11 protein-coding genes are annotated in these 13,456 nt (G+C 54.3%); 2 read left to right on the top strand and 9 right to left on the bottom strand.

Annotation, left to right across the window (positions count from 1 at the left end):
* Positions 1-14: 14 nt before the first annotated feature.
* Positions 15-1,313, bottom strand: coding sequence for a 23S rRNA (uracil(1939)-C(5))-methyltransferase RlmD (gene rlmD / locus HED65_RS11000; protein ID WP_114978608.1), 1,299 nt, complete (start codon positions 1,311-1,313; stop codon positions 15-17).
* 57 nt (positions 1,314-1,370) lie between these two features.
* Between rlmD and barA the strand changes: the two genes are divergently transcribed.
* The gene (gene barA, locus HED65_RS10995) at positions 1,371-4,130 is read left to right on the top strand and encodes a two-component sensor histidine kinase BarA (RefSeq protein WP_114978607.1); all 2,760 of its coding nucleotides are present in this window, start codon (positions 1,371-1,373) and stop codon (positions 4,128-4,130) included.
* A gap of 43 nt (positions 4,131-4,173) precedes the next feature.
* Here barA and HED65_RS10990 read toward each other — a convergent pair whose 3' ends face one another.
* From HED65_RS10990 to syd, 8 genes are all read right to left on the bottom strand, one after another.
* Positions 4,174-5,313 (bottom strand): glycerate kinase, encoded by a 1,140-nt coding sequence (locus HED65_RS10990; RefSeq protein ID WP_114978606.1) that lies wholly within the window; start codon positions 5,311-5,313, stop codon positions 4,174-4,176.
* 77 nt (positions 5,314-5,390) lie between these two features.
* The gene (gene gudD, locus HED65_RS10985; RefSeq protein WP_114978605.1) at positions 5,391-6,728 is read right to left on the bottom strand and encodes a glucarate dehydratase; all 1,338 of its coding nucleotides are present in this window, start codon (positions 6,726-6,728) and stop codon (positions 5,391-5,393) included.
* An 18-nt stretch (positions 6,729-6,746) separates the two neighbouring features.
* Positions 6,747-8,084, bottom strand: coding sequence for an enolase C-terminal domain-like protein (locus tag HED65_RS10980; protein ID WP_114978729.1), 1,338 nt, complete (start codon positions 8,082-8,084; stop codon positions 6,747-6,749).
* Positions 8,084-9,439, bottom strand: coding sequence for a galactarate/glucarate/glycerate transporter GudP (gene gudP / locus HED65_RS10975; protein WP_114978604.1), 1,356 nt, complete (start codon positions 9,437-9,439; stop codon positions 8,084-8,086). The genes HED65_RS10980 and gudP overlap by 1 nt, the downstream gene beginning before the upstream one ends.
* Before the next feature lie 295 nt (positions 9,440-9,734).
* Positions 9,735-10,184: a flavodoxin gene (locus HED65_RS10970; protein WP_029741558.1), complete on the bottom strand. Its 450-nt coding sequence runs from the start codon at positions 10,182-10,184 to the stop codon at positions 9,735-9,737.
* Positions 10,185-10,208: 24 nt separating this feature from the next.
* A complete protein-coding gene (gene truC / locus HED65_RS10965) occupies positions 10,209-10,985 on the bottom strand; it encodes a tRNA pseudouridine(65) synthase TruC (protein ID WP_114978603.1) in 777 nt (258 codons plus the stop codon).
* Positions 10,982-11,311 carry a YqcC family protein gene (locus HED65_RS10960; RefSeq protein WP_028016890.1) on the bottom strand — a complete coding sequence of 110 codons (330 nt, stop codon included), beginning with the start codon at positions 11,309-11,311 and terminating at the stop codon, positions 10,982-10,984. Before HED65_RS10960 ends, truC begins: the two co-directional genes overlap by 4 nt.
* Positions 11,312-11,941: 630 nt before the next feature.
* Entirely contained in the window at positions 11,942-12,487 is a 546-nt protein-coding gene (syd, locus tag HED65_RS10955; protein ID WP_114978602.1) for a SecY-interacting protein, read from the bottom strand.
* Positions 12,488-12,556: 69 nt separating this feature from the next.
* Between syd and queF the strand changes: the two genes are divergently transcribed.
* Positions 12,557-13,399: an NADPH-dependent 7-cyano-7-deazaguanine reductase QueF gene (queF, locus tag HED65_RS10950; protein ID WP_114978601.1), complete on the top strand. Its 843-nt coding sequence runs from the start codon at positions 12,557-12,559 to the stop codon at positions 13,397-13,399.
* Positions 13,400-13,456 lie beyond the last annotated feature (57 nt).

Below are 13,456 nucleotides of genomic sequence, written 5' to 3'. Positions count from 1 at the left end.
ACAAGCCAAACAAATTAGATGTGCTCGAACAACACCATCGATTCCAGATGTCCAGTGTGCGGGAACATGTCCAGCATTGCCAGACGTCGAATCTGGTAACCCGCACTGATTAATGCCTCACTGTCACGGGCAAGCGTTGCCGGGTTACAGGAAACATAGACCACACGCTTCGGCGCGAGTTTAATAATATGTGCCATGACACCCGGTGCACCCGCACGAGCCGGGTCGAGTAAAATTTTATCAAAGCCCTGCTTCGCCCACGGCTGTTGGGTGACATCTTCCTCAAGATTTTGATGAAAGAAGGTCACATTTTGCAAGCCGTTCTGCTCCGCGTTCTCCTGCCCTTTAGCCACCAGCGCCTCAACACCTTCCACGCCGACGACGCTCGCGGCTTTTTGCGCCAACGGCAACGTGAAGTTACCCATTCCGCAGAACAGATCGAGCACTCGATCGCTTTTCTGAACATCCAGCCACGCCAGCGCTGTCTCAACCATCTGCTGGTTAACGCCATCATTCACCTGAATGAAATCCCGCGGGCTGAACGTTAAGCGTAGTCCGTTTGACGCATACCAGGGCGCGTCACCTGTAACCTGCTCAAGTATCTCGCTTTGTGGTGCCAGGAAAAGCGCCAGGTCGTGGGAATGCGAAAAGTGTTCCAGTTTTTCGCGATCTTTTTTCGACAGCGGCGCGGTGTGGCGCAAAACCATCAGCGGGCCATTATTTGCCATGACCAGTTCGACATGCCCAAGGTGGCGAACGCCATCCAGCCCGGAGAGACAAATGCGCACTTCTGGAAGCAATGCTTCAAGATGGGGCACCAAAACAGGGCAATGCTTCACATCAACGATATCGCTGGAGCCTGCTTTGCGAAACCCCATCTCCAGCCGCTCAGTTTTTGGCTGAAAGCTGAGACTCAGACGTGCGCGGCGGCGATAGCCCCAGGGAACATCGGCAATAATCTCGCTAACGTCATGTTTAAGCAGACGCGCCAGAGCACTGCTTTTGCTTTTTTGCTGTAATTCTGTGCTCGCATGCTGTTGCTGACAACCTCCACAGACACCAAAGTGCGGGCAACGAGGTTCTACACGCTCCGGGCTATCGTTGAGGCGACGCTTCACCTGTCCACGGGCGTACTGGCGTTTATCTTCTGTCAGCGTAATTTCTGCTCGTTCTGTTGGCAGCAAACCTGTTATAAACAGAGTCTTACCATTGTGTCGAGCGACCCCCTGGCCAAAAGGATCCAGGTCCGTAGCTTCAACAGTGATGATTTGACGCGTCGTCACGCGTCGTTTTGCAGAGTAGAATTGCGCCATCGCCGAGATTTTTCTCACATAAACATAATTATCTTAATTGTCCCATAACGGAACGCCATGACCAACTACAGCCTGCGCGCGCGCATGATGATTTTGATCCTCGCCCCCACCGTTCTTATCGGTTTGCTGCTGAGTATCTTCTTTGTGGTGCACCGCTATAACGATTTGCAGCGTCAACTGGAAGGTGCTGGCGCCAGCATCATCGAACCGCTCGCCGTGTCCAGTGAGTATGGGATGAACCTGCAAAACCGCGAATCCATTGGTCAGTTAATCAGCGTGCTCCACCGCCGTCACTCGGACATTGTTCGTGCCATTTCCGTTTACGACGAACATAACCGTCTGTTTGTTACCTCGAATTTTCATCTCGATCCGGCGTCCCTGAAAATCCCTGACGGTACACCGTTCCCGCGCCAGCTCACTGTACTTCGGCGCGGGGATATCATGATCCTGCGCACGCCGATCATTTCGGAAAGTTATTCACCCGATGAGTCTGCGCAATCCGACGCCAAATCCAGCAATAATATGCTGGGATATGTCGCACTGGAGCTGGATCTCAAGTCGGTACGGCTACAGCAGTACAAAGAAATTTTCATCTCTGGCGTGATGATGTTGTTCTGCATCGGTATTGCTCTGATCTTCGGCTGGCGTCTGATGCGCGATGTGACGGGACCTATCCGCAACATGGTCAACACAGTTGACCGCATTCGCCGGGGTCAGCTCGACAGCCGCGTTGAAGGGTTTATGCTGGGCGAGTTGGATATGCTGAAAAATGGCATCAACTCGATGGCGATGTCACTGGCGGCGTATCACGAAGAGATGCAGCACAACGTTGACCAGGCCACGTCTGATTTGCGCGAAACCCTGGAACAGATGGAGATTCAGAACGTTGAGCTGGATCTGGCGAAAAAGCGTGCTCAGGAAGCGGCACGTATTAAATCTGAATTCCTTGCCAATATGTCACACGAGCTGCGTACACCGCTCAATGGTGTGATCGGCTTTACCCGCCTGACGCTAAAAAGCGAGCTTAACCCGACTCAGCGCGATCATCTGCACACTATCGAGCGCTCCGCTAACAACCTGTTAGCGATCATTAACGACGTGCTGGACTTCTCCAAGCTGGAAGCCGGCAAGCTTATTCTGGAAAGTATCCCGTTCCCGTTGCGCAGCACACTGGATGAGGTGGTCACGCTGCTCGCACACTCCTCGCACGATAAAGGGCTGGAGCTGACACTTAACATCAAGAACGATGTGCCGGATAACGTCATTGGCGACCCACTACGCCTGCAGCAGGTTATTACTAACCTTGTCGGAAATGCCATTAAGTTCACCGAAAGCGGTAACATCGACATTCTGGTGGAAAAACGTTCTATCAGTAATAACAAGGTTCAGATTGAAGTCCAGATCCGTGATACCGGCATCGGTATCCCTGAGCGCGATCAGTCACGGCTGTTCCAGGCGTTTCGTCAGGCGGACGCCAGTATCTCCCGCCGTCATGGCGGTACTGGTCTGGGGCTGGTGATCACGCAGAGACTGGTGAATGAGATGGGCGGAGATATCTCTTTCCACAGCCAGCCGAACCGGGGGTCAACCTTCTGGTTCCACATTAATCTGGACCTCAACCCGAATGTGCTGACCGATGGTCCGGTGACAGACTGCCTGAAAGGTAAGCGTCTTGCCTATGTCGAGCCTAACGCGGCGGCGGCGCAATGTGCGCTCGATATTTTAAGCACCACGCCGCTGGAAGTGGTCTACAGCCCAACCTTCTCAGCACTTGCCGTTGAACACTACGACATTCTGCTTATGGGGATCCCGGTCACTTTCACCGGCGAACTGACCATGCAGCAGGAGCGGCTGGCGAAAGCCGCGTCAATGACCGACTATCTGCTGCTGGCGCTCCCGTGCCATGCCCAGCTCAATGCAGAAGAGTTGAAAAATGACGGGGCCGCCGCGTGTCTGCTAAAACCACTCACCGCGACCCGACTACTGCCGGCGTTGACGGAATATTGCCGTCTTAGCCAGAATGCCCTGCCGTTGATTAACAATGAGCAAAAATTGCCGATGAGTGTGATGGCTGTGGATGATAACCCGGCCAACCTGAAGCTCATTGGCGTATTGCTTGAAGACCAGGTTCAGCATGTTGAACTGTGTACCAGTGGCACGCAGGCGGTTGAACAGGCTAAACAGATGCAGTTCGATTTAATTCTGATGGATATTCAAATGCCGGGTATGGATGGCATTCGGGCCTGTGAGCTGATCCATCAGCTCCCGCATCAGCAGCAGACCCCGGTGATTGCGGTCACCGCGCATGCGATGGCCGGTCAGAAAGAGAAGTTACTGAGTGCCGGGATGAATGATTATCTGGCTAAACCTATCGACGAAGAGAAACTTCATAACCTGTTGTTACGCTATAAACCTGGGCATACAGGCGGGACATACACGTCATCTGCCGAGCCGGTTGAGATTAGCGTCAATCAGAACGCGACTTTTGACTGGCAGCTTGCTCTGCGCCAGGCAGCAGGAAAACCAGACTTAGCGCGCGAAATGCTGCAAATGCTGGTCGCGTTTCTACCGGAAATTCGCAATAAGGTTGAAGAGCAACTGGTGGGTGAAAACCCGGACGACCTGCTGGAAGCGATCCACAAGCTTCACGGTAGTTGTGGGTACAGCGGTGTACCGCGGCTGAAAAATCTTTGCCAGTTACTGGAGCAACAACTGCGTGCCGGCACGCCAGAATCTGAGCTTGAACCGGAATTCCTGGAGCTGCTGGATGAGATGGATAATGTGACGCGGGAAGCGATGAAAGTGCTGGGGAGCTGAGTTAAAAGCCCGGTGGCGGCTTCGCCTTACCGGGCAATCACAGCTAAAATGCCTGCCCCACTTTCAGCACCGCCGCGATATTCCTTGCGGCCATCCGTACATTTTCACTGGCATTTTCCAGCGCGTCTTCCAGTGAGCAGATGGTATAGATCACGCTAAACACCGCATCAATGCCGTGTTCATGTACCACGCCAACATCCGCCGTCAGACTCCCCGCAATACCGATGACGGGTTTGTTAAAGCGTTTGGCCACTTTCGCCACACCTACCGGGACTTTGCCGTGGATCGTCTGACTGTCGATGCGTCCTTCACCCGTGATCACCAAATCCGCATCGGCTACCTGCTCGGCCAAGTGTAGCGCATCGGTCACGATCTCAATCCCCTGGCGTAACTGCGCACCGCAAAAGGCATACAGCGCCGCCCCCATGCCGCCCGCCGCGCCACCGCCAGCAAGGTTCAACACATCAATATCCAGATCCCGGGCGATGACCCGCGCATACTGAGCAAGCGCGTTGTCCAGGGTGACAATCATCTCGGGTGTGGCCCCCTTTTGCGGACCAAATACGGCTGACGCACCATCCTTTCCGGTGAGCGGGTTCGTCACATCACAGGCCACTTCAATCCGGCACTCCGCCAGACGTTTATCCAGCCCGCTCAGGTCGATACGCGCGAGTTTTCCCAACTCGCCCCCACCCGGTTTAAGAGGCTGTTCACTGTTGTCCAGTAGCTTAGCCCCCAACGCTTGTACCATCCCTGCTCCGCCGTCATTGGTGGCACTGCCGCCAATGCCAATAATGATATGCTTAACGCCTGCATCCAGCGCATGACGGATAAGCTCACCAGTCCCCCAGGAGGTGGTTCTCAGAGGGTTACGTTGCGAAGGTGTGACCAGCTCAAGACCGCTTGCCGCCGCCATTTCAATAAAGGCACTCTGCTCGTCACCGGATAAGCCATAAAACCCTTCCACGCGCTCACCCAACGGACCAGTCACCGGAACATGCACAATGCGTCCCTGCGTTGCCGCTATCATCGCTTCAACCGTCCCTTCGCCACCATCTGCGACCGGCAGTTTGACGTAAACCGCCTCAGGGAAGATCTCGCGAAAACCACACTCTATCGCTGTCGCAACCTCAAGCGCACTCAAACTTTCCTTATACGAGTCCGGTGCGATAACAATTTTCATAAGCCATCCTTACGCATAGTCGTTACGTTAAGCATACACCACGTAAAGAACCACTAATGGGAGCGGTCCCAATGCGTTTATCGTACCATGCACGGACGTTTATTGTCGAATGTCCAGTCCGGGATCAAATACTGCATCGCCATCGCGTCGTCGCGCGCGCCCAGACCGTGTTTCTGATAAAGTTCGTGGGCCTTCATGACCTGGTCCATATCCAGCTCAACACCCAGCCCTGGAGTGGACGGTACCTGCACCATGCCCCCTTTGATCTCAAACGGCTCTTTGGTCAGGCGCTGGTTGCCTTCCTGCCAGATCCAGTGTGTGTCGATTGCGGTGATCGTGCCCGGCGCGGCAGCGGCGACATGAGTGAACATTGCCAGTGACACGTCGAAGTGGTTGTTGGAATGCGAACCCCAGGTCAGGCCAAATTCATGACACATCTGCGCCACGCGAACTGAACCCTGCATCGTCCAGAAGTGCGGATCAGCCAGCGGAATATCGACAGATTGCAGAGAAAGCGTATGCCCCATCTGACGCCAGTCGGTTGCTATCATGTTTGTTGCCGTTGGCAAACCTGTTGCGCGGCGGAATTCCGCCATCACTTCGCGGCCGGAGAAACCTTGTTCTGCGCCGCACGGATCTTCCGCATAGGCCAGCACGCCTTTCAGCTGTTTACCAATGCGGATCGCTTCATCAAGAGACCAGGCCCCATTCGGATCGAGCGTTACGCGCGCCTGCGGGAACCGTTTCGCCAGCGCAGAGATGGCTTCCGCCTCTTCTTCGCCCGCCAGCACACCCCCCTTCAATTTGAAATCGTTGAAGCCGTATTTCTCGTAAGCGGCTTCCGCCAGGCGCACCACCGCATCCGGGGTCATCGCCTCATCGTGGCGAAGTCGGTACCAGTCACATTGTTCATCTGGCTGGCTTTGATACGGCAGAGGCGTCAGCTTGCGGTCGCCGACAAAGAACAGATAGCCCAGCATTTCCACTTCACTGCGCTGCTGGCCATCACCTAACAGTGACGCGACGTTAACGCCCAGGTGCTGGCCTAACAAGTCCAGCATTGCCGCTTCGATACCGGTTACCACATGGATAGTGGTACGCAGGTCGAACGTTTGCAGCCCGCGTCCAGCCGCATCGCGGTCGGCGAAAGTGCTACGCACAGTGTTCAGCACATTTTTGTATTCGCCCAGTGTTTTACCGACAACTAACGAAATGGCATCTTCCAGCGTAGTGCGGATCTTCTCCCCACCAGGGATTTCGCCTACACCGGTATGGCCGGAGTTGTCTTTGATAATCACAATATTGCGGGTAAAGAATGGCGCATGTGCGCCACTCAGATTCATCAGCATGCTGTCATGGCCCGCAACCGGAATGATCTGCATGGAAGTGACTACAGGGGTAGAAAAAGTACTCATCGTTCAATCCTTTTATCATTAACGTCCGAAAACAGGGCGCTTACGGTCAAATGTCCAGCCGGGGATAAGGTACTGCATCGGGCCTGCGTCGTTACGCGCACCACCAGGCAATTTTTTATACGCCTCATGGGCTTTATGAACCTGATCCCAGTCGAGCTCCACACCCAGTCCCGGCGCATCCGTCACAGCAATTTTGCCGTTTTTGATCTCAAGCGGATTTTTGGTCAGGCGAGCTTCACCCTCCTGCCAAATCCAGTGGGTGTCGATAGCGGTGGGGTTACCCGGTGCCGCCGCACCAACGTGAGTAAACATCGCCAGCGAAATATCGAAGTGGTTGTTGGAGTGGCAGCCCCAGGTTAGCCCCCAGTCATCGCACAGTTGCGCGACACGGACTGCACCTGAAAGCGTCCAGAAATGTGGGTCTGCCAGCGGAATATCGACAGCGTTCAGCATCACAGCATGACCCATTTCACGCCAGTTGGTGGCGATCATGTTCGTGGCGACTGGCAACCCGGTAGCGCGTCGGAATTCCGCCATCACTTCGCGACCCGAGAAGCCTTGTTCAGCTCCAACCGGATCTTCCGCGTAGGTCAGGACATCCCCCAGCCCTTTGCAAAGGGCGATCGCTTCGTCCAGCAACCATGCGCCGTTAGGGTCAACGGTGATACGCGCCTCCGGGAAGCGTTTTTTCAGCGCCCGGGCCGTTTCAATCTCCTGCTCACCAGGCAGCACACCGCCTTTAAGCTTGAAATCTTTAAAGCCGTAGCGATCCTGCGCCGCCTCGGCCAGACGCACCACCGCTTCGCTGGAGAGCGCTTCCTGGTGGCGCAGGTGATACCACTCGTGGCGGCCAGGCGAGTGAGCCAGATAAGGCAGGTCGGTTTTGTTGCGGTCGCCAACATAAAACAGATAGCCGAGCACTGTCACCGCATCGCGCTGTTTACCTGGCCCCAGCAATTCGCAAACCGGGACATGCAGGGTCTTGCCCAGCAGATCAAGCAGAGCGGCTTCCAGAGCGGCGACTGCGTTGACACGCAGTTCAAACGTCCACGCCCCTTTACCGAAGGTATCAAAATCAGCCGACTGATTGCCCTTATGCACCTGCTGGACCACCTTATTCAGCCGGGCGATCTCCTGCCCCACCACCCGAGGAATGGCATCGACCAGCGTCTGATAAATCGCCTCTCCGCCAGGCGCTTCGCCCACGCCGGTATTCCCTGCGCTGTCTGTCAGCACAACGATATTACGGGTAAACCAGGCGTGATGTGCGCCGCCAATATTCAGCAGCATACTGTCCTGCCCGGCCACCGGGATGACCTTCATCTCAGTGACGATTGGGCTTGATTGAGTTGTCATCATCCACGCTCCACAACAGGTTTAAGTTCAACGCGTTTGATATCGCCCACCAGCACCAGATAGCTCAGTACCGCCACCAGAGCGTGAACTCCCACGTAAATCAGCGCACCGTTGAAAGAGCCCGTCGTGCCGACGATGTAGCCGATCGCGATAGGAGTGACAATCCCGGAGATGTTGCCGAACATGTTGAACAGACCGCCGCTCAGACCACTGATCTCTTTTGGCGCAGTATCCGCCATTACCGCCCAGCCCAGCGCACCAATCCCTTTGCCGAAGAAAGCCATCGCCATAAAGCCGATAATCATCCACTCGGTATTCACATAGTTACAGAACACCATGGTCATGGAGAGCAGCATGCCGAGCACAATCGGCGTTTTCCGCGCGATATTAAGTGAACCTGTACGGCGCATCAGCCAGTCGGAAATCACTCCGCCGAGCACACCCCCAACGAAGCCGCAGATTGCCGGAACAGAGGCAACAAACCCCGCTTTCAGAATCGACATACCACGCGCCTGCACCAGATAAACCGGGAACCAGGTGATAAAGAAGTAAGTTAAAGCGTTGATGCAATACTGGCCAAGATAGATCCCGATCATCATCCGCGAGCCGACAAGCTGTTTGATCTGCGCCCATTTCTGACTGAACGGGACTTTTGCTTTTGCGGATTTTTGATCCATGTTGATCAGCGCTCCGCCTTCAGCAATGTACTCCAGCTCTTTCTTGTTCACGCCGGGATGCTGGTTCGGTTCGTGGATCACTTTCAGCCAGATGAAGCTGATGACGATCCCAAGCCCGCCCATAAAGAAGAATACGTGCGACCAGCCCACTTCATGCGTCAGCCAGCCCATGATGGGCGCAAAGATGACCGTTGCGAAGTACTGTGCAGAGTTAAAAATTGCCACCGCGGTTCCCCTCTCCTGCGCCGGGAACCACGCCGCTACAATGCGGCTATTACCCGGGAAGGAAGGTGATTCCGCTAAGCCCACCAGGAAGCGCAGCGTGAAGAGCGCCACGATAATGCCGAAGCCGCTGAAGATATCGACGAAACCCTGCAAGAGGGTAAAAGCAGACCAGATAAAAATGGACCAGAAGTAGACGCGTTTAGAGCCAAAACGGTCCAGCAGCCAACCGCCAGGAATTTGCCCGATAACGTAGGCCCATGAGAATGCAGAGAAAACGTAACCCATGCCCACCGGATCAAGGCCGATGTCTTTTGCCATTTCCGAGCCGGCAATCGACAGCGTGGCGCGGTCACCATAGTTAAAGGACGTGACGATAAACAGCATCACCACTATCCAGTAGCGGGCATTGGTGCGCTTCTCAGCGCTGCTCGCTGCTTGGCTTAATGTACTCATTGTTGCACTCCTGAAACATAGCTTTCGCCAGGTTCATTCTGTACAGCACCTGTAGGGTAATCAGAATGAGATTTGTATTTTGTCGTTTTGGTACGGCCTGAAGCCGTTTTGTAGTGACCGGAAAAGTATATGAAGGAGTGACACGTTCTCTCACCGTGCAAAAACACAGTATTGAAGGGGGTATGAGAGGTTGTTTATGGCATAAGCCCAGGGGAGTGGAAGATGGTTCACGGAATTGGCGTTTGGTGCGGGGTGTACTGCCGGGTGGCGGCTACGCCTTACCCGGCATACAGAACTATTTAAGGAGCGTGGCCCAGTGTTCAACCCATGGGTTCGACTCGCTTTCAGGCTCAGGGTGTTCGCCTGCATCAATCAGCAGCATCTCGCCGACGCGTTGGGCGCTTTGTTCCTGCAGGAGTGCATCGAACTGCTTACCGCCGCCGCAGAAGTTGGCATAAGAGCTATCACCCAGCGCAATAATGCCGTAGTGAACGTCCGGCTGATAGCCGAGCTGGTCTTTAATTCCCTGGAAAAGCGGCACGATGCTATCCGGGAGATCACCTTGCCCGGTGGTGGAGGTCACCACCAGAATGTATTTATCCTTATACTTTTCCCAGTCGGCCAGTTCAGGGTCTTCATAGACCGTGGCTTTGTGGCCCTGGCTGGCGAGTATTGCCTCAGCCTCTTCCGCTACCAGCAGCGAGTTGCCGTACATTGTGCCGACAAAAATGCCTACTTCAGCCATGATATTTTCCCATATTGAATGCGTTTACTGTTCATCCTGAACGTTGCCCGATACAAACTCAACCCTTTCATTTTCGGGGAGTTGTCCCAGCCAACCAAACTGTGACAGCGCCTGCATCCAGACGTCGTCCAGCCCCGCGCGGATAGTCAGCAGTTCACCGGTAAACGGGTGCGTCAGGCTCAGCTCGCTGGCGTGCAACATCAGACGATGGCAACCAAAGTGTTCGGCCGCGCTGCGGTTCTGGCGCAAATCGCCGTGTTTGCTGTCGCCAATAATCGGGTGGCGCAGGTGTGCAAGATGGCGTCGCAGCTGGTGCTTACGCCCGGTTTTAGGCAGAAGCTCAACCAGGCTGTAGCGTGTGGTCGGAAACTTGCTGGTTGCCACCGGCATTTCGGTAGTCGCCATGCCGCAATAATCCGTCACCGCGGGCTGCGGGCCTTTGTCATCACGAGCAAATTTATCGGCAATTTTGTCCAGCTCCTCCACCAGCGGATAGTCCAGTGTGGCACTTTCCGTCAGCCAGCCACGGACAATCGCGTGGTAGCGTTTCTGGATCTGGTGCTGTTCGAACTGCTGCGCCAGCAGGCGGCCTGCCTCGCTGGACAGCCCCATCAGCAAAACGCCGGAGGTCGGCCTGTCGAGACGATGAGCAGTAAAAACATGCTGGCCAATCTGGTCGCGCACGGTTTGCATCACCACGACTTTCTCGTCGCGATCCAGCCAGCTTCGGTGCACCAGCCAGCCGGAGGGTTTATTCACCGCCACCAGCCACTCGTCCTGATAGAGGATCTCAAGCGTCATGCATCTTCACCGGCAAACAGGGCATCCAGTTTTTCCAGTTCGACCAGCATCACGTCGCGCGCAGGGTGCGTCGCCTCCAGCGCCATTTCATAATAGGGAGAGACAGCAAACGCCTGTGGCAGCGGATGACCGCCTTCCAGCAGTGCGTGCATACGCGGAATTAATACCCACTGGAGCCACTCGAACGGTGCCAGTGTATCCAGGCAGAATGGCTGGGTGCTTGCGAACGCTTCTGGCTGCGGCGCAGTCTCCTGCCACAGCTGATGTTGGCGCAAAAGGGCTTCAATGGCGTGCAACCGGGCACGAACGCGATCGTGTTGCGTCATAGTAACCTCAACTGAAAAAGTGAACGGCGCGCAGCATAGCATTGCGGAAGGCAGAAATAAAAAAAGGGAGCACTGTAAAAACAGTGCTCCCGGTTCGTTTCGCAGCATTCCAGCTACAATTCGTGCTCCCTGCTCATCCGTGACAACTTTTCCTGATGCCCGAAGGCCTGGTCATCCGTAAACCGATGCATCCTGCACATATCGTCCTGATATGTTTGTTTCATCCTGAAACATCCTGGCCTTCCTGACCCACCGCTCATCCTGACCGGCTCTCATTCTCCTTCCTGGAGGTGTCCCTTACGCATCCTGCGTTATCCTTTTGCTTCATCCTGAAGCCTTCCTGCAGCGCCATCCTGACGTGTCCTGAGTAAGAAACGCCATCATCCTGATGTTCGTTTCTCGCGTCGGCGTCCTGTCGACAGAGATAGAATCCGCTATTCCGCTTCGTCTTACAACCCACCCTGTCCGCTGTGTAAGCCGTAAGAAAGCACTATAAGTAATGCAATGAACAAGTAATTCATTGAAAAACAGAGTGATATTAATCTTAATTTAATAAGGTAATACTGAATGTTCCAGCGATCTCTCACAAACCTTGTAAGAGATCTCTCACACGCGCTGTAGCATCACGGATTACAGAAGTGGCTCAATTCGGGTAAGGAAATCCGCAAGAGAGGGGGCGAGGATCTCGCGATTGCGGGTTCCGATTGTCTCTTTAACCACTTCACCAGACAGGTTGCAGACGGATATCACATCCAGTTCGCTATCCAGCGTGGCAATAAAGAGTGTCGGAGAAAGCTTAAGGCGCTTTTGCGTAACCAAATGACCAATCAGGTTTTCCTGAACACGCTGCAGATCGTCTTCACTCCAGGTCTGCAACAGGGTCAACGTAATATCAGCAAAGCGTGCAGGCATATCCCCTGCAAATTGCGTGGTATAAAACGCATGAACGGCAGATTGTATCACAATATCCATTGCCCGTTCAACCGCATTTACATTTTGCTCACCGGTATTGGGCTTCGGCTGCCAGATTACGTAATCATCCTGAGAAGAGATAATACACGGCGATGGCACGCCATATAAATCAGCACTTTGCGGCCATGTGCCGTGCTTTTCATGCCATGCATCGCAATAACGGGTTGTGAAGGTAGTGAGGGCATTTGCAGTTTCGATGTCCACCGATTTCTCTCTTCTTGTAAGACAGGATAAACTCAGGCCATAAGTGTACCTGTAAAGTGGCTATGAAACATGTCTTACGAAAATCATCAGGCGTTAACCGGCTTAACGTTGGGTAAATCGACCGATTACCGCGACACCTACGATGCAAGCCTGCTGCAGGGTGTGCCGCGCAGCCTGAATCGCGATCCTCTGGGTTTGCACGCGGATGCACTGCCGTTTGTCGGTGGAGATATCTGGACGCTGTACGAACTCTCATGGCTTAATGCTCGCGGTTTGCCGCAGGTGGCGGTGGGCCATGTTGAGCTGGATTACGCCAGCGTTAATCTCGTTGAGTCCAAAAGCTTTAAGCTCTATCTCAACAGTTTTAACCAGACAAAATTCAACAGCTGGGACGACGTTCAGCACACCCTGGAGCGTGATTTAACTGCCTGTGCGCAGGGCAAGGTGTGCGTTTCATTGTATCGCCTCGATGAACTCGAAGGGCAGCCGATTGCCCACTTCAACGGTAGCTGCATCGACGATCAGGATATCGAGGTGAACAGCTACGAATTCAGCACTGATTACCTCGAAAACGCGGCAAGCGGAAAGGTGGTCGAAGAGACGCTGGTCAGCCATTTGCTGAAGTCCAACTGCCTGATTACCCATCAGCCGGATTGGGGGTCCGTGCAGATCGAGTATCGAGGCCCGAAAATTGACCGGGAAAAACTGCTGCGCTATCTGGTGTCGTTCCGCCATCACAATGAATTCCACGAACAGTGCGTGGAGCGCATCTTCAATGATATTCAGCGTTTCTGTCATCCTGAGACGCTGAGTGTTTACGCACGTTATACCCGCCGTGGTGGGCTGGATATTAACCCGTGGCGCACCAATACCGATTTTGTGCCTGCGACTGGCCGTCTGGTGCGTCAGTAACATAAATATTTTCATAATATGCGGGCGGTATTCCGCCCGAAGTGTTGTGAAATCTCA

Origin of the sequence: Pantoea sp. LS15 (genome assembly GCF_012241585.1) — a bacterium.
Classification (GTDB): Bacteria; Pseudomonadota; Gammaproteobacteria; order Enterobacterales; family Enterobacteriaceae; genus Enterobacter.
The sequence above is the reverse complement of the archived record's forward strand: the minus strand, read 5'-3'. Positions and strand labels throughout refer to the sequence as shown.

Bases quoted from the DNA above. Each gene is read 5' to 3' on its own strand.
- rlmD (WP_114978608.1), bottom strand. From the start codon at position 1,313: ATGGCGCAATTCTACTCTGCAAAACGACGCGTGACGACGCGTCAAATC.
- barA (WP_114978607.1), top strand. From the start codon at position 1,371: ATGACCAACTACAGCCTGCGCGCGCGCATGATGATTTTGATCCTCGCC.
- HED65_RS10990 (WP_114978606.1), bottom strand. From the start codon at position 5,313: ATGAAAATTGTTATCGCACCGGACTCGTATAAGGAAAGTTTGAGTGCG.
- gudD (WP_114978605.1), bottom strand. From the start codon at position 6,728: ATGAGTACTTTTTCTACCCCTGTAGTCACTTCCATGCAGATCATTCCG.
- HED65_RS10980 (WP_114978729.1), bottom strand. From the start codon at position 8,084: ATGACAACTCAATCAAGCCCAATCGTCACTGAGATGAAGGTCATCCCG.
- gudP (WP_114978604.1), bottom strand. From the start codon at position 9,439: ATGAGTACATTAAGCCAAGCAGCGAGCAGCGCTGAGAAGCGCACCAAT.
- HED65_RS10970 (WP_029741558.1), bottom strand. From the start codon at position 10,184: ATGGCTGAAGTAGGCATTTTTGTCGGCACAATGTACGGCAACTCGCTG.
- truC (WP_114978603.1), bottom strand. From the start codon at position 10,985: ATGACGCTTGAGATCCTCTATCAGGACGAGTGGCTGGTGGCGGTGAAT.
- HED65_RS10960 (WP_028016890.1), bottom strand. From the start codon at position 11,311: ATGACGCAACACGATCGCGTTCGTGCCCGGTTGCACGCCATTGAAGCC.
- queF (WP_114978601.1), top strand. From the start codon at position 12,557: ATGTCTTACGAAAATCATCAGGCGTTAACCGGCTTAACGTTGGGTAAA.